This is a genomic window from Plantibacter flavus, from assembly GCF_051487245.1.
In the GTDB taxonomy this organism is placed as follows: domain Bacteria; phylum Actinomycetota; class Actinomycetes; order Actinomycetales; family Microbacteriaceae; genus Plantibacter; species Plantibacter flavus_B.
The window spans coordinates 30,974-50,231 of record NZ_JAHVDH010000006.1 but is presented as its reverse complement, the minus strand read 5'-3'; the positions used below and the strand labels follow the sequence as shown (position 1 = coordinate 50,231).

14 protein-coding genes are annotated in these 19,258 nt (G+C 69.3%); 6 read left to right on the top strand and 8 right to left on the bottom strand.

Annotated elements, in window-relative coordinates; translation table 11 throughout:
* Positions 1 to 6: 6 nt before the first annotated feature.
* On the top strand, positions 7 to 1,290 hold the full coding sequence (locus tag KXS11_RS15680) for an MFS transporter (protein ID WP_437386557.1): 1,284 nt from the start codon (positions 7 to 9) through the stop codon (positions 1,288 to 1,290).
* Positions 1,291 to 1,323: 33 nt separating this feature from the next.
* On the opposite strand, the gene KXS11_RS15675 is transcribed toward KXS11_RS15680, so the two are convergent.
* Together KXS11_RS15675 and KXS11_RS15670 are read right to left on the bottom strand one after the other, a co-directional pair.
* The gene (locus tag KXS11_RS15675; RefSeq protein WP_437386556.1) at positions 1,324 to 1,611 is read right to left on the bottom strand and encodes a hypothetical protein; all 288 of its coding nucleotides are present in this window, start codon (positions 1,609 to 1,611) and stop codon (positions 1,324 to 1,326) included.
* Between the two features lie 59 nt (positions 1,612 to 1,670).
* Positions 1,671 to 3,674, bottom strand: coding sequence for an APC family permease (locus tag KXS11_RS15670; RefSeq protein WP_437386555.1), 2,004 nt, complete (start codon positions 3,672 to 3,674; stop codon positions 1,671 to 1,673).
* 263 nt (positions 3,675 to 3,937) lie between these two features.
* On the opposite strand from KXS11_RS15670, the gene KXS11_RS15665 reads away from it, so the two are divergent.
* Positions 3,938 to 4,441 carry a septum formation family protein gene (locus KXS11_RS15665; RefSeq protein ID WP_437386554.1) on the top strand — a complete coding sequence of 168 codons (504 nt, stop codon included), beginning with the start codon at positions 3,938 to 3,940 and terminating at the stop codon, positions 4,439 to 4,441.
* Positions 4,442 to 4,525: 84 nt separating this feature from the next.
* Here KXS11_RS15665 and KXS11_RS15660 read toward each other — a convergent pair whose 3' ends face one another.
* Entirely contained in the window at positions 4,526 to 5,155 is a 630-nt protein-coding gene (locus tag KXS11_RS15660; protein WP_437386553.1) for a PadR family transcriptional regulator, read from the bottom strand.
* The gene (locus KXS11_RS15655; protein ID WP_437386552.1) at positions 5,152 to 6,042 is read right to left on the bottom strand and encodes a DUF4097 family beta strand repeat-containing protein; all 891 of its coding nucleotides are present in this window, start codon (positions 6,040 to 6,042) and stop codon (positions 5,152 to 5,154) included. The genes KXS11_RS15660 and KXS11_RS15655 overlap by 4 nt, the downstream gene beginning before the upstream one ends.
* Before the next feature lie 216 nt (positions 6,043 to 6,258).
* Between KXS11_RS15655 and KXS11_RS15650 the strand changes: the two genes are divergently transcribed.
* Positions 6,259 to 7,029, top strand: a complete 771-nt coding sequence (locus KXS11_RS15650; protein WP_437386551.1) for a MerR family transcriptional regulator — start codon at positions 6,259 to 6,261, stop codon at positions 7,027 to 7,029.
* Between the two features lie 62 nt (positions 7,030 to 7,091).
* On the opposite strand, the gene KXS11_RS15645 is transcribed toward KXS11_RS15650, so the two are convergent.
* A complete protein-coding gene (locus KXS11_RS15645) occupies positions 7,092 to 7,799 on the bottom strand; it encodes a response regulator (protein ID WP_437386550.1) in 708 nt (235 codons plus the stop codon).
* Positions 7,796 to 9,445, bottom strand: coding sequence for an ATP-binding protein (locus KXS11_RS15640; protein ID WP_437386549.1), 1,650 nt, complete (start codon positions 9,443 to 9,445; stop codon positions 7,796 to 7,798). The genes KXS11_RS15645 and KXS11_RS15640 overlap by 4 nt, the downstream gene beginning before the upstream one ends.
* A gap of 216 nt (positions 9,446 to 9,661) precedes the next feature.
* On the opposite strand from KXS11_RS15640, the gene KXS11_RS15635 reads away from it, so the two are divergent.
* Complete coding sequence (locus tag KXS11_RS15635) at positions 9,662 to 11,011, top strand: cation:dicarboxylate symporter family transporter (protein ID WP_437386548.1); 1,350 nt, start codon at positions 9,662 to 9,664, stop codon at positions 11,009 to 11,011.
* Positions 11,012 to 11,135: 124 nt separating this feature from the next.
* Here KXS11_RS15635 and KXS11_RS15630 read toward each other — a convergent pair whose 3' ends face one another.
* The gene (locus KXS11_RS15630; protein ID WP_437386547.1) at positions 11,136 to 11,798 is read right to left on the bottom strand and encodes a YczE/YyaS/YitT family protein; all 663 of its coding nucleotides are present in this window, start codon (positions 11,796 to 11,798) and stop codon (positions 11,136 to 11,138) included.
* A 63-nt stretch (positions 11,799 to 11,861) separates the two neighbouring features.
* On the opposite strand from KXS11_RS15630, the gene KXS11_RS15625 reads away from it, so the two are divergent.
* Entirely contained in the window at positions 11,862 to 13,304 is a 1,443-nt protein-coding gene (locus KXS11_RS15625) for a PLP-dependent aminotransferase family protein (protein ID WP_437386546.1), read from the top strand.
* 143 nt (positions 13,305 to 13,447) lie between these two features.
* Positions 13,448 to 17,461 (top strand): efflux RND transporter permease subunit, encoded by a 4,014-nt coding sequence (locus tag KXS11_RS15620; RefSeq protein ID WP_437386545.1) that lies wholly within the window; start codon positions 13,448 to 13,450, stop codon positions 17,459 to 17,461.
* Between the two features lie 97 nt (positions 17,462 to 17,558).
* Here the strand turns inward: KXS11_RS15620 and hutH are convergent, their stop codons facing one another.
* Positions 17,559 to 19,163 (bottom strand): histidine ammonia-lyase, encoded by a 1,605-nt coding sequence (hutH, locus tag KXS11_RS15615; protein WP_437386544.1) that lies wholly within the window; start codon positions 19,161 to 19,163, stop codon positions 17,559 to 17,561.
* Between the last annotated feature and the right edge of the window lie 95 nt (positions 19,164 to 19,258).

Sequence of the window (19,258 nt, the reverse complement as noted above, 5' to 3'; positions counted from 1 at the left end):
CCATCCATGACCGCCCTGCCACTCGAAAGAACACCCGTGACCCGTACGCATCCCGCCCCGCCCACGAGTGACGTCCGCCGTGCGCGCATCGCCGTCGCAGCCCTCTTCCTCACCAACGGTGCGCTCTTCGCCAACATCATCCCGCGCTATCCGGGCATCAAGATCGACCTCGCGCTCGACAACGCCGCCTACGGTCTCGCGATCGCCGCCTTCCCGGCCGGTGCCATCGTCGCGGGCCTCGCCGCGGGCGCAGTCATCCGCAGGCTCGGTTCCGGCCGCGCTGCGGTCGCCGGCACGGTCCTCACCGCGCTCGGCACGGTCCTCATCGGATTCGCGCCGACGCTGCCGCTCTTCGTCGGGGCCCTGCTCGTCTCCGGTGGGATGGACGCGATCACCGATGTCGCGCAGAACACCCACGGTCTGCGCGTCCAACGCCGCTTCGGGCGTTCGATCATCAACTCCTTCCACGCGATCTGGTCGATCGGAGCGGTTCTCGGTGGAGGCATGGCGGCGGGTGCCATCGCACTCGGCATTCCCCGCGCCGTCCACCTGTCCATCTCTGCAGCGATCTTCAGCGTCGCCGCGCTCATCGCACTCCGGTTCTGCCTTCCGGGCAAGGACGAGGAGGCCGTCCTCGCGACCGATCGGAGCGAGCAGGAGGCACCGACGCCTCTGCGTCGGCGGCTCACCCCGCGACTCACGATGACCGTCGTGGCGCTGGTCGTCATCGCGATCGCCGGAACCCTCGTCGAAGACGCCGGCTCGACCTGGGGAGCCGTCTACCTCGGCACCGAGCTGGGGGCTCCGGCGGCGATCGCCGCGAGCGGCTTCGTCGCCCTCGTCGGAGCCCAGTTCATCGGGAGGCTCCTCGGAGACCGCCTGGTCGACCGATTCGGGCAGCGAACCGTCGCCAGGGCCGGTGGTCTCATCGCCGCGCTCGGGATGGGAGCGGCGCTCATCGCGCCGACCGTCCCCGGGACCATCGCCGGCTTCGCCGCCGCCGGATTCGGTGTCGCCACGCTGGTGCCCGCCGCCATGCACGAAGCGGACGAACTGCCCGGTCTGCGCGCTGGAACAGGCGTCACCGTCGTCTCCTGGCTCATGCGGTTGGGCTTCCTGCTCTCCCCGCCGATCGTCGGATCCATCGCGGATGCCGTCAGCCTCCGGGCAGGGCTCCTCGTCGTGCCGCTCGCAGGCCTGCTCGCGTTCCTGCTCGCGGGCGTGCTCAGCGGCGCGCCCAGGCGCTCGCTTCCGTCGAACGACACGCCACCCGCGGCACCCGTCGCCTAACCCGCCTGCCGGGCGGACGGGCCGGCGAGCGGGCTATCGGAATCGACGATTGTGCCGGACGTTGAGCACGATGGGGAGACCGACCGCGACCACGAACAGTGGCACCGCCCAGAACCCGATCTCCTGCACCAGCGTGAAGAGGCCGAAGACCGCCAGACCGAACGACAGCGCGCGCAGGATGATCGTGAAGAACGGGAGGTGCTGCGGGCGTCCGCGCCACATGGGCAGCGGGGTGTCCGGGTTCGCCGCGATCAGCCGGGTCATCGACAGCGTCCCGAAGACCGCGGCCAGGAACAACGCGGACAGGCCCCAGGTGATCATGCGTCCAGTCTGTCAGGCACGTCGACTGCTCGGAGACACCGCTCGGAGACACCGCTCGGTCAGTGGCGGCTGCGCTCGGTGTTGCGATCGATGTGGGGCTTGCGCTCGACGGGCTTCTTGGGCCGGATGATCTCGCCACGGCGCTCCTGGCCGGGCAACGGTCGGGACCGGCGGCCGTAGATGAGCTCCGAGGAGTCGAGCAGCCACGGCACGAGCGCGACCGTCACGCCGTGCACGAGCATGATCTGGTTGCGGATGCGTGAGGCTCGGCGGTTGTGGAGCAGCGACTCCCACCAGTGGCCGACGATGTACTGCGGCATGTACACGGTGACGACCTCGCTGCCGTGCTCAGCCCGGTGCGCCTTGATGTACTTCGCGAGCGGCATCGCGAACTCGCGGTACGGCGACTCGACGATGACGAGCGGCACGTGGATGTTCTGCTCGATCCACTGCCGTTCGAGCAGCTTCGTCGCCTCGGGGTCGACCGACATGTGGACCGCCTCGAGGCTGTCGTGCTTCGCGGCGATCGCGTAGTCGAGGGCCTTGAGGATCGGCTTCTGCATCTTGCCGACGAGCACGATGGCGTGGTCTCCGGTGGCGCCGAAGGTCGTGGTCGGGTCGACCTCGACCTCCTTCTCGACATCGCGGTAGTAGCGGTTCACGCCCAGCATGAGGATGAAGAGGATCGGCATGAGCACGAAGACGAGCCAGGCGCCGTGCGTGAACTTCGTGATCGTCACCACGATGAGCACACTCGCCGTGAGCGCTGCACCGAACGCGTTGATGGCGAGGCCGCGCCACACGGCTCCGCGGTCGTTGCAGCCCTCGCGGAGCATGCGCAGCCAGTGCTTCACCATGCCCGTCTGTCCGAGGGTGAAGGAGACGAAGACGCCGATGATGTACAGCTGGATGAGCTGCGTGAGGTTCGCCTGGTAGACGACGAGGATGGCGCAGGCGGCGAGGCCCAGCACGATCATGCCGTTGGAGAAGACGAGCCGATCACCGCGGGTGTTGAGCGACTTCGGAGCGTAGGAGTCGCGAGCGAGCACGGCGCCGAGCAGCGGGAAGCCGTTGAACGCGGTGTTCGCAGCGAGCAGCAGGACGCACGCGGTCCCCGCCTGGATGAGGAAGAACGGAATGCTGTTCGCGCCGAACACAGCCGTCGCGACCTGCGCCATGAGGCTCGGCTGGGGAGTGGTCGCGCAGTCGGCGAAGCCCTCCAAGTGGCAGGCGTTCTCGGCGTAGTGCACCTGGGAGATGAGCGCGAGGGCGGTGAGCCCGACGAACAGGACGATCGCCGTCCCGCCCATGAGCACGAGGGTCTTCTGGGCGTTCTTGATCTGCGGACGGCGGAACGCCGGAACGCCGTTCGAGACCGCTTCGACACCCGTGAGCGCTGAACAGCCGGAGGAGAAGGCGCGCAGCAGGAGCAGGATGAACGCCGCCTGGGTGAGGCTCTCGCCCTGCACGGTGAACTCGGCGCTCGACGCGACCGGGGCGTCGCCCATGAACGTGCGCGCGAGTCCCGCGACGATCATGACGAGGACGCTCGCGATGAAGAAGTAGGTGGGGATCGCGAACGCCTTGCTGGACTCGCGCACCCCGCGGAGGTTCACGGCCATGAGGACGAGCACGAAGCCGACGGCCAGCTCGACGCGCCAGGGGTTCAACGCGGGGACGGCGGAGATGATGTTGTCCACGCCGGACGCGACCGACACCGCGACCGTGAGGACGTAGTCGACGAGGAGCGCCGAGGCGACCACGAGGCCGGCCTTCTCGCCGAGGTTCTTGTGGGCGACCTCGTAGTCGCCACCACCCGACGGGTAGGCCTTGATGAGCTGCCGGTAGCTCGCCACGACGACCACCAGGAGGATCACGACGCACGCCGCGACCCACGGGGCGAAGCTCAGGAAGGCGAGCCCTCCGAGCGTCAGGATCATGAGGAGTTCCTGCGGTGCGTACGCCACGCTCGAGAGGGCGTCGCTCGCGAAGATGGGGAGCGCGAGGCGCTTGGGGAGGAGCTGGCCCTCCAGGTTCTCGGTCGGCAGCGGGTCCCCGATCAACCAGCGTTTTGCTGATCGTGGTTCTGTCCCGGGCTCTCGACCCTCAGTTGTCACGAGCGGCGATATTACTCCTTCGGCGACCGGAGTCAAGCCGGTAGCGGTGGCCCCCGGCGGCATCGTCACCGGACCGTGACACCGGGAGGGCAACACCTGGTGGGTAGCGAAATCGGACAGTCGACCAATATCCTGTCTTGCGGCCGCCCGCGCAGTGCGTTCCCGGGCTGCCGATCCGTGATCGACCACCCACCCCGAGGACCCTCATCGTGACTGCCCGCCGCCTGCTCCCGCTCGCCATCGCCGCCGTCGTCGCGGCGCTCACCCTGTCCGGGTGCAGCGTCATCAACGACATCCTCCCGAAGCCCGCCGAGACCCGCGACTCGCAGACGGGCGAGATCGTCGGCGGAGGGACCACGAACGTGTTCACCCTCGCTGTCGGCGACTGCCTGAACGACGAGTCGTCCAGCGACGAGGTCTCCGAGGTGCCCACCGTCCCGTGCACCGAACCGCACACGTACGAGGTCTACGGCGAGGTCACCATCCCCGGTGACGAGTGGCCCGGCGACGACGCGCTCACCCAGCAGGCGGACGATGGTTGTTACGCGCAGTTCCAGCCCTTCGCCGGCATCGCCTACGAGGACTCGACCCTCGACTTCAACTACTACACGCCCACGCAGGCCAGCTGGGAGGAGATGAACGACCGTCTCGTCACCTGCGTGATCTTCGACTCCGGTGCGACCACCGGCTCGCTCGCCGGGGCCGCTCGCTGACCCACCCCGCCACTCGCGACGAACCGCCCAGCTCCCGATCGGGGAGCTGGGCGGTTCGTCGTCCAGGCGCGAGGCCGGAACCGGTCACTCGCGGAGGCGTTCGCGCAGTCGGTCGCGCACCGCGACGAGGTCGGCGCGCAGGGTGGAGACCGCGGCGTCATCGAGCACGCCGCCTCGGCCGACGTACTCCCGGAGTTCCGTCCGGAGCGCCTGACGGAACTCGTTGATCGAGACGTCAGCCTCGTGGAGGGCGAGGCGGGACTGCACCTTCGCGTCGGCGCTCGCATCCGCCGACGCCGTCCAGCTCGGTCCGGGCTTCGAGGTCTGCTTCGCCTCGCGGGCGGCGGAGGCCAGGTCGGCCCGCAGGCTCTTCATCGCCGCGCTGACCCCACTGCGGACCTCGTCGGCGATGCGTCGGACGGAGTCGGTGAGTTGGTCCTCGATGCCGTCGAGTTCGCCGGCACGGGCGGCGAGCTCGGCGCGGCCGGCGTCGGTGATCTCGTAGACGGTCTTGCGGCCGTCGCTCGTCTTCGTGACGAGCCCCTCCTCCTCGAGCTTCGACAGCCTCGGGTAGATGGTGCCGGCGCTCGGACTGTAGGTGCCGCCGCTGCGGTCGGTGAGTGCCTGGATGAGCTCGTAGCCGTGCTTCGGCGACTCCTCGAGGAGGCTGAGCAGGTAGAGACGCAGGCTGCCGTGCGCGAAGACGGGGCTCATGCGCCTGCCTCGCTCCCCGAGGTCGATGCGTCATCGGACGCCGGAGCGGCTGAGCCGGTGCTCGTGGACGCCGTCTCCTTCGCCGCGCGGCGGAGGACGGTCACGGCGCCACCGACGGTGTTGATGCGGACCTCGGCGAACTGGCCCGCGAGCTCGCCGGTGTGCGAGGTGTACCCGCCGCCGCGGAGGCCCTTCAGGACCACGCCGTCGATGGTGAGGCGGCCGCCGACCGAGTTCGCCGTGTACCGCGCGGCGAGCTCCTCGTCGAAGCGGACGGTGACGGAGCCGCTCACCGTGTTGAGGTCGAGTTGGTCGCATGGACCGTGGATGTCGAGGAGGACGTCGGAGGAGACCCCGTCGACCGAGGCGCGCGAGATCGTGCCGGAGGCGGTCACGTCGCCCGAGACGGTGTGTGCGGTGATCCGACCCCAGTGGTTCTGGACGGTGAGCTCGCCGCTGACGGAGTTGAGTTCGAGGTGCCCTGTGACGTTGTCGACGACGAGGTCGCCGGACACCGTGTTGAGCTTCGCGTCGGCGGTGAGACCCGAGACGAGCCCGCTCGCGCTGACCACACCGAAGGTGAGGGCGACGTTGCGGGGGACGAGCACGCTCACCTGGGCGGTGGCGCGGTTCGATCCGAAGTTCGAGAAGACCTCGAGGAAGTTGTCCCAGCGCAGCTGCGGGTGGTCGATCTCGGCGACGTCGCCGTCGATGCTGATCTTCAGGTCCTTGCCGGTGACGGCGGAGACCTCGATGCGGGCGCCCGGCTCGTCGTGGGCGATGATGTCGACCTGGCCGCCGATGAGGCCGACCTTCAGGCGCCGCACGAGTTCGAGGTCGATGATGCGACTCTCGCCCGGGGCGATGATCCATTTCTCCTGCGTCATGATGCCGATCCTTTCGTGATGATCGCGATATATCGCGTTGAACTGAGAATCACGATATATCGCGTTTCCAGGCGGGGCAACCCCGGAGCCTCAGGGATCACCCTGAATCGACCCTGAGCGCGTCCCGAAAACGACTTGACCTTGACGCAACGTCAAGTTCTAGGGTGGAGATCACCGCCGGGAGACGCCCGGTGGCTGATTCAGGAGGTGGGCACGATGGACTGGTCGATCCAGGAGATCGCGAAGCACGCCGGCACGACGAGTCGCACGCTGCGCCACTACGAGGCCATCGGACTCCTGCCGGCGACGCGCATCGGCGGCAACGGCTACCGACGCTACGACGGCGAGGCTCTCGTCCGTCTGCAGCGCATCCTGCTGCTGCGCGAACTCGGGCTCGGGCTGCCCGCCGTCGCCGAGGTGCTCGACGCCCAGGACGCCGCCGGTCATGAGACCACCGACGCCCTCCGAGAGCACCTCGCCTGGCTGCAGGCCGAACAGGATCGCCTCGAGGCGCAGATCGCGTCCGTCGAGGACACCATCACGAGATTGGAAGGAGGCGAACCCCTCATGGCAGAGCACATGTTCGACGGGTTCGATCACACACAGCACCAGGCAGAGGTGGAGGAGCGCTGGGGCGAGCACGCCTTCGCGTCCGGCGACCGCTGGTGGAGACGAAAGACACCGGCAGAGCGGACAGCGTGGCAGGAACGGGCGGCCGCGTTGGCGTCGGACTGGGCGGATGCCGCAGGTCGCGGGGTCGATCCGGTCGCAGAGGAGGCCCAAGCGCTGGCCGCCCGGCAGTACGAGTGGTTGTCCGGCATCCCCGGCACGCCACAGACGCCGGACGGACACCCGACCAGGGAGTACTTCACCGGGCTCGGCGAGATGTACGTCACCGACGCACGGTTCAGCGCGAACTACGGCGGCGAGGCCGGCGCGAGCTTCGTCCGCGACGCCATGACGGCGTTCGCGGAGCGTGAGCTGTAGGGGCTGTAGCGAGGCCTTCGACAGGCTCAGGGACCCGGTCGGCTGCAGGGTTCGCGTGCGGATCAGCGCCAGCGGTACTCGAGCTCCGGACGGCCCGGGGTGCCGTAGCGCGGCGACCGCTCGACCGCCCCGGTCTCCGCGAGGTATTCGAGGTAGCGCCTCGCCGTCACCCGGGACAGTGCTCCTGCGGTCGCGGCCTCGCTCGCGGACAGCGGGGTCGCGGCCTGCCGGAGCAGCTCCGACACGAGCCGAAGCGTGTCCTCCGAGAGCCCCTTCGCGAGTTGCGGACGTGACGACGGTGCGCGCAGGGTCGCGAGGGTCAGGTCGACCTCGTGCTGGCTCGCCACCGCACCCTCGGCCGTCATCGTCCGACGGAACGAGCGGTACGCCTCCAGTTTGTCGGCGAACGCCGGGTACGCGAACGGCTTGATGAGGTACTGCACGACACCGGCCGACACCGCTGCCCGAACGACGCTGAGGTCGCGTGCCGCGGTGATCGCGATGACGTCGACATCGATCCCCGCGGTCCTGATGCGCCGGCACAGTTCGAGTCCGTGGGCATCCGGAAGGTTCAGGTCGAGGAGCACGAGGTCGATGCGTTCCGCGGGCGAGCGGTGTGCATCCGCGGCCCGGAGCGCGTGCATCGCGCTCGCCGCGTCGCCCGCGACCGCGGCCAGCTCGAAACCGTCGAGCCTCCGCAGATAGCTCGCGTGCGCCTGCTGCGCGATCGGCTCGTCCTCGACCACCAGGACGCGGATCGTGTCGCTCATGCCGTCGCCTCGTCCCGGATTCCGACGGCGGAGGGGAGCGTGACCACGAACGCTGACGCCGGTTCGGTGACGACCTCGATCGTCCCACCGAGTCGGGTGACGGCCTGCTGCACGAGCGCCAGGCCGAAGCCCCGACCGTACCGACCCGGTTCCTTCGTCGACCACCCGCGTTCGAAGGCGAGGTCGAGCACCGCCGGGTCGAGCCCCGCGCCGCTGTCGCTGACCTGGAGCACGAGGTCGGTGCGGTCAGTGCCGCCATCACCCTGAGTGGCACCCGGCAGGCCCTGGCCGAGGTAGACCTCCACCCAGGGTGTCGGGCCGGATGCCGCGTCGATCGCGTTGTCGATGAGGTTGCCGAGGATCGTCACGACGACCGCGGGGTCGATCTGGACGCGTCCGAGTGCAGGATCGCTCTCGAGGTGCAGCTCGACGCCCTGCTCGGCCGCTTGCGCCGTCTTGCCGAGCAGCAGTGCCGAGATGACCGGCTCCTGCTCCGCGGCCAGGACGCGGTCGGTGAGCCGTTGGCTCGCGCCGAGGCCCTGGGAGGCGAAGGCGAGCGCGTCCTCGCGGCGGTCGAGCTCGATGAGGGACACGATCGTGTGCAGGCGGTTCGCGAACTCGTGGGTCTGCGCGCGGAGGGCGTCGCTCATCGTGCGCATGGACTGCAGCTCGCCGCTCAAGTGCTCGAGCTCGGTGTGGTCGCGGAGCGTCATCACCCAGCCGCGCTCCTGGGCACCAGCCGCGTCGCCCGGTGCGATGGCCGGTTCCTGGTTGACGACGAGCACGTGGTCGCGGGTCAGGTGCACCTCGTCGACCGCCTGCCGACCGCTCGCGAGGAGTTCCCGGAGCCCCGGATCGATCTGCAGCTCCTCGACGGGCACCGCGGTCGAACGCTCGCCGAGCGGCAGCCCGAGGAGCTCGGCCGCCTGGTCGTTGACGAGCACGAGACGCTGCCGCCGGTCGACGAGCACGAGGCCCTCGCGCACCGAGTGCAGCACCGACTCGTAGTAGTCGAACATGCTCGCGAGATCCTCGGGGCCGCGCGAGCCCGTGACGCGCGCGAGATAGCGACGGAGCATCCAGGAGCCGACGGCGCCGATCACGAGCACGAGCAGCGCCGTGCCGATCAGCCACGGCACCCGTGTCTCGAAGGTCTCCGAGACGTTGCTGACGGTGACGCCCGCTGCGACGAGTGCGACGACCGTCCCATCGGCGTCCAGGATCGGCGCGACCGCACGCACGGACGGGCCGAGCGTGCCCGTGTAGGTCTCCGTGAACGTCTCACCGGCGAGTGCCGGTGCGATGGTGCCGATGAACGGCTTGCCGATCTGCTCGCGGTCGCGGTGCGTGTAGCGGGTGCGGTCGGGAGCCATGATCGTGACGAAGTCGACCCGGGTGTCGCGCATGAGTGCTTCGGCATACGGCTGCAGCTCGGTCTCGGGGTGGGGGCTCTGCACCTGTTCGAGCACGAACGGGTTGTCGGCGATGCCGCTCGCGACGTCGAGGCACTTCGCGACGGCGCGGTCCTCGGTCTCGGTGCGGGCCTGGAACCAGAGCAGCACACCGGCCACGACGGTGAGCGCGAGGACGGCCACGAGCTGCACGAGGAACAACCGTGAGGCGATGCTCAGGGAGCGCCGGGTCATCGCGCACCTCCGTCCTGCTCCATCGCGTCGACCTCTCCAGTATCGGGGGTGGACACCTGTCGGGTGTCGCTTCGTGTGGCGCTGCGCCGTGACCAGTACGACCACAAGCGGTCACTACGACCACAACCGTCGAAGCGGCCCCGTCCGGCTGCAGGGTTGGCGGATCACAGGCCGTGCGGCCGCAGTGCAGCGGCGCACCGACGGAACGGATTCGGAATGGCAATGACGCTCTCCTCCCTCAAGCGGTTGGACAAGACCCACTACCTCTACATCGCGGTGATCGTCGCGGTGCTCGCCGGCATCGTCACGGGGCTCGCTGCGCCCGAGTTCGCCAAGGGCCTGAAACCCGTCGGCGACGCGTTCGTGGCGCTCATCAAGATGATGATCGCGCCGGTCATCTTCTGCACGATCGTCATCGGCGTCGGCTCCATCGCCAAGGCGGCGACCGTCGGCAAGGTCGGCGGACTCGCGATGCTGTACTTCATCGTCATGTCGACCTTCGCGCTCGGCATCGGCCTCGTCGTCGGCAACATCATCCAGCCGGGCGCCGGACTGAACCTCGCCGAGACGAGTTATCAGGTGGAGGGTGAGGCGAAGAGCACGACCGAGTTCATCCTCGGGATCATCCCGACGACACTCGTGTCCTCGCTCACCGGCGGCAACATCCTGCAGGTCCTCTTCGTCGCGCTGCTCGTCGGGTTCGGCCTGCAGAAGATGGGGACGACGGGCGAACCGATCCTGCGGGGCATCAAGCTGCTGCAGGCCCTGGTGTTCCGGGTGCTCGCGATGATCATGTGGATGGCACCGATCGGCGCGTTCGGAGCCATCGCCGCCGTCACCGGGTCGGCCGGCGCGAGCGCGCTCGTGGGTCTCGCGACGCTCATGATCGCGTTCTACATCACCTGTGCGCTGTTCATCGTCATCGTGCTCGGCGGCGTCCTGCGGCTCACCACCGGGTTCAACATCTTCAAGCTCATGAAGTACCTGGGCCGCGAGTACCTGCTGATCGTCGGCACGTCCTCGTCCGAGGCCGCACTGCCGAGGCTCATCGCGAAGATGGAGCACCTCGGCGTCTCGAAGCCCGTCGTCGGCATCACGGTCCCCACCGGCTACTCCTTCAACCTCGACGGCACGGCCATCTACCTCACCATGGCGTCGATCTTCATCGCCGACGTGATGGGCGTGCCCATGAACCTCGGTGAGCAGATCTCGCTGCTCGCGTTCATGATCATCGCCTCGAAGGGTGCTGCCGGAGTGACCGGTGCCGGCCTCGCGACGCTCGCGGGCGGACTGCAGGCGAACCGTCCCGACCTCGTGGACGGCGTCGGACTCATCGTCGGCATCGACCGCTTCATGTCCGAGGCCCGTGCGCTCACGAACTTCACCGGTAACGCCGTGGCGACGATCATCATCGGTACCTGGGTGAAGCAGGTCGACCGCGTGCAGGTGGGCGAGGTGCTCGCCGGACGCTCGCGCTTCGACGAGGCGACCATGAGCGTCGACGACCACACGGGTGCGGTGGCCGTGCCGGTCGCTTCGCCTGACCCGTCCGGCCTCAGCCGGTAACCCCGACCCCTCGACAGGCTCGGGGACCGGATCCGTGCCCTCGGGGCGGCATCCGTTCCCCGAGCCTGTCGGGTTCGGTCCCCGAGCCGAGCGGGTCGGGTCCCTGCGCCCGTCGAAGGGCGGGTCAGTTCGCGGGCGAGTCGACGGCGGGCGTCGAGGGCTCGACATCGCCCTCGAGGGCCGCCTCGACGTCGGCGGTCGGAGTCTTCGCCCGGGGCGCGATCCGGAACAGCGGGATCGTCCACCCGCAGATCGGCCCGATGAGCACGGCGAAGAGCACGGTGCCGACGCCGACGTTGCCGCCGAGGAGCCAGCCGGCGGCGAGCACGACGACCTCCACGCCGGTCCGTCCCACCCAGATGGGCCAGCCGGTCACGCGGTGGATGCCCGTCATGAGGCCGTCGCGCGGGCCAGGGCCGAAGTTCGCACCGATGTAGAGGCCGGAGGCGACGCCGAGGAGGAGGAGGCCACCCGCGAACAGCAGGATCCGCGCCCACAGGTCGAGGTCCGCCGGGATGAACGCGAGTCCGATGTCGGCGGACGGGCCGACGAGCAGCACGTTGAGGATGGTGCCGATGCCCGGACGCTGTTTGAGCGGGATCCAGAGCAGGAGCACGACGGCACCGACGATGATCGTGATGAGGCCGAAGCTGATCCCGGTGCGCAGGTTGATGCCCTGGGTGAGGACGTCCCAGGGGGCGACGCCGACCGCTCCACGGACGATCATGGCGATGGCGATGCCGTAGAGGAAGAGTCCGATGAGGAGTTGGAGCACGCGGCGGGTCATAGTCGACAATCCAATTCCATGATTGGCTTTGGCGCTAGAGGCCAATCTGGGTATCGTGGTTCCATGGCTTCGATCACCCTGAGCGCCCGTTCGCTCGCCGCCCTGCTCGGGCACTGGAAGAGCGCCGCGCCCGCATACCGCGGCCTCGCCGACCGCATCCGGCTGCTCGTCCTCGATGGCCGGATCCCCGTCGGCACCCGTCTGCCCGCGGAGCGCGAACTCGCCGACCGGCTCGACCTCAGCCGCACCACGGTCACCGCCGCCTACCGCGAACTGCGCGAAGCCGGGTACCTCCGCAGCATCCGTGGCTCAGGCAGCGTCACCCTCCTGCCCTCCGCGCCGACCTCCCTCGCGCCGGTGCCGCAGGGTGGCTTCCTCGACTTCAGCAAAGCCGCCGTCCCGCCGTGCCCCGAGATCATCGACGCCGTCCAGACCGCCGCCGCCGAGCTCCCGCGGTACATGCACGACTTCGACTACGACCTCGTCGGCATGCCGGAACTCCGGCAGGCCATCGCCGACCGCTACACCGCGCGAGGCCTCCCGACCCACCCCGACGAGATCATGGTCACGGTCGGTGCGCAGCACGCGATCGCCCTCATCGCCCGCACCATGTTGAGCCGAGGCGATCGAGTGCTCGTCGAGATGCCGAGCTACCCGCACGCCTATGAGGCGCTGCGTGCCGCCGGCGCGCGTCTCGGGGCCGCCACCGTGTCGTCCGAGACCGGCTGGGACGTGCGCGAACTCGAGCAGTGGTTCGAGCGGACGAGCCCCGCGCTCGCGTACCTCATGCCCGATTTCCACAACCCAACGGGCGCTTCGATGCCGCTCGAGACTCGTCAGCGGGTCGCAGCCGCGGCCGAGCGGCACGGGACGGTGCTCGTCATCGACGAGACGACGGCGGAGCTCGACATCGACCGCGACACCGATGCGGGCCTCGACGGCACGCCGTTCGCGGCCCTCGAGGGTGCCCCCAGCTCGATCATCACGATCGGTTCCGTGGGCAAGACCATCTGGGGCGGTCTCCGGATCGGGTGGATCCGCGCCGAACGCGGCACGATCCGCAAGCTCGTCTCGGCCCGTTCCCTCGGCGACCTGGGCACGCCGATCCTCGATCAGCTCACCGTGCAGCAGCTCATGCCGGCGATGGACGGGATCGTCGCCCGTCGCGGCGTCGCGCTCGGTCAGACACGCGATCGACTCGTCGACCTCCTCGCGGAACGACTGCCCGACTGGACCGTCCCGCGCGTCGACGGCGGCATCGCCACCTGGGTCAACCTGGGGGAGGCCGCATCGTCGCAGCTCTCCCTCGCGGCGAGGAGCAACGGACTCGTGATCGTCGCCGGTCCGCGATTCGGGATCGACGGTGCGTTCGAGCGCTACCTGCGCATCCCGATCAGCTACCCGTGGGCCGAGACGGAGCGCGCTGTCGAGCTGTTGACGCAGACGTGGAACTCCGCGATGTTCGGGCACGTGCCCGCGCTCGACTACCTCGAAGACGTCGTCTGAGCACCCTCGGGAAGGGGTGAACGTCCTCCACAGGTGATCCTGTCGCGCGGTCAGCGCACTGACCGCCGGAAACCGCGGCTGAACAGGCCGTCGGTGACATAATTGCAGCGTCCGCACCTCTCGCACCAACTGAAAGCGGCCCCGTGCACCTGCTCTCCGTCCTCAGCATGAAGAACCGCGCGCTGATCGCGCTCGTCACCATCGTCGTCGCCGTGTTCGGCGCCCTCGCTGTCGGCGGCCTCAAGCAGGAGCTGATCCCCTCGGTGCAGTTCCCGCAGCTCGCCATCGTGACGAGCTACCCCGGGGCTGCGCCGCAGGTCGTGAACGACGACGTCTCGACCCCCATCGAGACGGCGATCCAGGGTGTCCCGGGGATCGACTCGACCTCGGCCACGTCGAGCACCAACACGAGCCTCGTCAGCGCGACCTTCGTGTACGGCACCGACCTGGCCACGGCGGAGCAGAAGATCGACCAGGCGATCAACCGCATCAAGTCCACCCTGCCCGACACCGTCGACCCGCAGGTGGTGAGCGGCAGCATCGACGACCTCCCGGTCATCCAGATCGCCGTGTCAGGCAGCACCTCGCAGGACAGTCTCGCCGAGGTGCTGTCGAGCTCGGTGGTGCCCGACATCAAGGACGTCGACGGCGTTCGCGACGCTGCGATCGTCGGTCAGGTGGGCAAGCGGGTCTCGATCACGCCGGACGACGCGAAACTCGCGCTCGCCGGGCAGACGAGCCGCGCGATCAGCACAGCGCTGCAGCAGAACGGCGTGCTGCAACCGGCCGGTGACATCACCGAGGACGACAAGACCTTCTCCGTCCAGACGGGCACGAAGCTCTCCTCCGTCGACGACATCGCTGCGCTGCCCATCACCGGCGCGTTCGCCGCCGACGGCTCCGTCCTCACGATCGGCGACATCGCGACGGTCGAGCTCACAGACGACCCGGTGACGTCCATCTCGCGGGTCGACGGCCAACCGGCCCTCACCATCGCCGTCACGAAGCTGCCGGCGGCCAACACGGTCGAGGTGTCCCAGGGCGTCCGCGACATCCTCCCGAAGCTCGAGAGCACGATCGGCTCGGACGCGAAACTCACGGTCGTCTTCGACCAGGCGCCGTACATCGAGCAGTCGATCGAGTCGCTCACCACGGAGGGGCTGCTCGGTCTCGCCTTCGCAGTGCTCATCATCCTGGTGTTCCTGCTCGACGTCCGAGCCACCCTCGTCACGGCCATCTCGATCCCGACCTCGGTCCTGATCACCTTCATCGGACTCCAGGTCGCCGAGTACTCGCTCAACATCCTCACTCTCGGTGCGCTGACGATCGCCATCGGCCGTGTGGTCGACGACTCCATCGTCGTCATCGAGAACATCAAGCGGCACCTGTCGTTCGGCGACAATCGGACCGGGCCGCAGCGTGCAGGCTCCATCCTCAGCGCCGTGCAGGAGGTCGCCGGTGCGATCACCGCGTCGACCATCACGACGGTGGCGGTGTTCCTCCCGATCGCCTTCGTGGGCGACGTCACGGGTGAGCTCTTCCGCCCGTTCGCCCTCACGGTCACGATCGCACTGCTGGCGTCCCTGCTCGTCGCACTCACGATCGTCCCCGTGCTCGCCTACTGGTTCCTCCGTGCCCCGAAGGCGCAGCGGCTCGCGGCCGCAGCTGCCGAGGAGGCGCAGCCGACGTCCGGCACCGCCCGCAGCCGGCGCGAGCGGCGCGTGAGCGTCCAGGACGAGGACGACCTCGAGTCGCCGTCGCGGCTCCAGAAGGGGTACCTCCCGATCATCCACTGGACGATCAAGCACTCCGTCACCACGCTCCTGCTGTCGGTGCTCGTGCTCGTCGGCACCTTCGCCCTCACGCCCTTCATGAAGACCAACTTCCTCGGCGACTCGGGACAGAACACCCTCACCGTCACCCAGACGCTGCCCGTCGGAACGAGCCTCGACGCTCAGGACGCCGCTGCCAAACAGGTCGAGGACAAGCTCCGCGGCATCGACGGTATCGAGACCGTGCAGCTGTCGATCGGATCGAGCGGCAGCTCCCTGCGCGACGCCTTCTCGGGCGGTGGCTCCGGGGCCATCACCTACTCGATCACCACCGATGAGAACGCGGACCAGACCGCCCTCCAGAAGCAGGTCCGCACCGATCTCGGTTCCATCGACGGCGCCGGCACCATCGAGGTGGCCGCCTCGGCCGGCTTCGGTGGTTCGAGCGACATCGAGATCGACATCACCTCGGCGCGACAGAGCGACCTCGCCGATGCCGCGGACGCGATCCAGAAGTCCGTCACGAAGCTCGACGGCATCGACCAGGTCACGAGCAACCTGAGCGAGTCCAGGCCGTTCATCCAGGTGGCGGTGGACCGCGACGCCGCAGCGGCAGCAGGGTTCAGCGAGGTCGCCCTCGGTGCGTACGTGTCGCAGCTGATGCAGCCCTCCACCGTCGGCAGCATCGTGATCGACGACAAGACACTCACCATCTACGTCGACGCAGCAGACCCGCCGACGACGCTCGACGCGCTCGCCGCCGCGGAGATCCCCACGGCGACCGGACTGCAGCGTCTCGACGCCCTGGCGACCGTCTCGCAGGTCGACGGCCCTGCGACGATCACGACCGTGAAGGGCCTCCGCTCGGCGACGGTCAGCGCGACCCCGGCGAGCGACAACCTCGGCACGGCCAGTGCCGAGGTGCAGACCGCTCTCGACGGTGTCAAGCTCCCCGCCGGCACGACCGCGACGCTCGGCGGCGTGACCGCCTCGCAGAGTGACGCCTTCAGCCAGCTGGGTCTCGCACTGCTTGCCGCGATCCTCATCGTGTACGTCATCATGGTCGCGACGTTCCGCTCGCTGCGGCAGCCGCTCCTGCTGCTCATCTCGGTGCCGTTCGCCGCGACCGGTGCCATCGGCCTCCAGGTGATCACGGGTGTGCCGCTCGGTGTCCCGTCGCTCATCGGCGTGTTGATGCTCATCGGCATCGTCGTGACGAACGCGATCGTGCTCGTCGACCTCGTCAACCAGTACCGTCGTCGGGGGATGACGGTAGCCGACGCCGTCGAACACGGTGCCGCGCGCAGGCTCCGCCCGATCCTCATGACCGCGCTCGCGACCATCTTCGCCCTCACTCCGATGGCGCTCGGCATCACCGGACACGGCGGGTTCATCTCGCAGCCGCTCGCCATCGTCGTCATCGGCGGGCTCGTCTCCTCCACCGTGCTCACCCTCGTGGTGCTTCCGACGCTCTACAACCTCGTCGAAGGGTTCCGCGAGCGGCGTGCGCTGCGCCGTGCAGCAGCCGAGACCCCGGCCCCGCGCCAGGTCGCCGCGATCGAAGGTCCTCGTGTGTCGGCTGCAGCCGTCGCTGCAGAGGAACCGGTGCTGGTCGGCGCCGGTCGCGTCGAAGCCGCCGACGGGTCCGATGCGACGGTCGGCGCCCCGGCTCCGAGTGACGCCCAGCACTCCGTCGTCGACGGTCCTGACCTGGCCGACGGAGGGACCGCCGCCGCTGTTCCCACCGAGTCTGCGCCGACCGACGCTGACGTGACGACCGAGATCGGCGATGCGACCGGACCCGGTGGGGCGCCCGAGCCCGTCGCGGCCGACGACACTGGCGTCCCGACGAACGGAGCTGTCGCGGACGGCGACCCCAGCGCACCCGATGGGGACGACGCCGGAGTCCGCGCCACGGACCCGACGGACGCAGCCGAGACGGCCAGCGGTCGGTCCGAATCAGCGCACACCGGCGCACCGCACGAGGTTCACGGAGCGCATGTCGCAGCCGGGGTCGAGCAGCCGCGGACCGAAGCGATCACGCTGCCCGCCGACGATGTCGCACCCGTGTCCGAACACCACGGCGAGCACGTCGCAGCGGGCCCCGATGCAAGGTCGACCACGTCGAGCACTCCCGACGAGGTGCCCGCGGCGACGGTGCCGATCGAGACGGTGCAGGATGCGTCGGGCGGTTCAAGCGAATCGCGCGCGCTCGATGCGTCAGGCGCCCCCGCCTCAGCCGCCGAGTCCGCACCCGAGCTCGAGCGTGAGTCTGAGCCCGCTGCCGCACCCGAGTCCGAGCCCGAGCCCGCTGCCGCACCCGAGCCCGCTCCGGGCGCGAGGGAACCGAAGCGGCCCAAGCGTGGCCGGGCGCAGTGGCCGTAACGAGGCGCTGACACTCCAGCACGACGAACGCCCGCTGCGTCCTCTTCAGGAGACGCAGCGGGCGTTCGTCTGCGTCAGGACAGGCGACGGGTGTTCGTCAGCGCAGGGTGCCGACCGCGGACTCGGCTGCGGTGACCACCTGCCCCGACTGCACGAGCTCGGTGACGACTTCGATCTCCGGGGAGAGGAAACGATCCGGGCCGGCTCCGTCGATGCGGCTGTGGACGAGGCGTTGGACCGCTCCGGTCCCTGCAGCCGGCTCCAACGGACCACGGAGCTGCAGGCCGCGCGACGCCGTCATGAGCTCGATCGCGAGCACCCGTCCGAGGCCGTCGATCGCGCGCCGCAGCTTCCGGGCAGCGGCCCATCCCATCGAGACGTGATCCTCCTGCATGGCCGAGGACGGGATCGAGTCCACCGACGCCGGGTGGGCGAGGCGTTTCAATTCGCTGACGATCCCGGCCGCCGTGTACTGGGCGATCATGAGCCCGGAGTCCACGCCCACCTCATGCGCGAGGAACGGTGGCAATCCGTTGTTCCGCGACCGGTCGAGGAACCGGTCGGTGCGGCGTTCGGACATGGAGGCGACGTCGGCGACGACGATCGCGAGGAAGTCGAGCACGTACGCGACGGGTGCTCCATGGAAGTTCCCGTTGGACTCCACCCGGCCGTCGAGCGTGAGCACCGGGTTGTCGACGGCGCTCGCGAGCTCGCGGTCCGCGACGAGTGCGGCGTGCGCGACGGTGTCGCGCGCCGCGCCGTGCACCTGGGGTGCGCAGCGAAGCGAGTAGGCGTCCTGCACCCGGGTGCACTCCGGCCCGCGGTGGCTCGCGACCACCGGTGATCCGGCCAGTATCGTGCGCAGGTTCGCGGCGCTGTCGGACTGGCCCAGCTGCGGGCGCAGAGCCTGGAGATCGGCCGCGAACACGGCGTCGGTCCCGAGGAGCCCCTCGACGCTCATGCCCGCGGCGATGTCGGCGGTGGTGAGCAGCAGGCGGAGGTCGTGCAGGGCGAGGGCGAGCATGCCGAGCATGCCGTCGGTGCCGTTGATGAGCGCGAGCCCCTCCTTCTCGGCGAGCCGGATCGGCGACAGACCGGCTGCAGCCAGTGCCTCGGCCGCCGGGAGTCGGACGCCGTCGCGGTCGTCCACCTCGCCCTCGCCCATGAGGGCGAGCGCGCAGTGCGCGAGCGGGGCGAGGTCGCCGGAGCAGCCGAGCGAGCCGTACTCGCGGACGACCGGGGTGATACCGGCGTTCAGGAGTCCTGCGTAGGCGCGCACCGTCTCGACGCGCACCCCGGTCCGGCCGGTCAGGAGAGTGGACAGTCGCAGCGCCATGAGCGCACGGACGACCTCGCGCTCGACGGGGGTGCCACTGCCAGCGGCGTGCGATCGGACGAGACTCGCCTGCAGCTGGGCTCGGCGGTCCGGTTCGATGAAGGTGGTCGCGAGTGCTCCGAAGCCCGTCGAGACGCCGTAGTGGGGCTCCGGATCGGAGGCGAGCGCCTCGACGATCCTGCGGGATGCGTCGACACCCGCGAGGGCGTCGTCGTCGAGGTCGACACGGGCGTCATGGCGGGCGACGGCGACGAGGTCCGCTGAGCTGAGCGGTCCTGCGCAGAGGAGGACGGAGCCCGGGAGCACGCGTCGTCCGCTCGTCGACGGTTCGGGGGCGCTGGTGTGGTCGGCGTGTGACAGGTCCATGTTCCGATGGAACACCCGGGTGGCATCGGTCCGGAGGGGCGTAGAGTGCTCGGTGTCTGGGATTCCAGACGTGGCTCGGCGATGCCGTCCGCTTC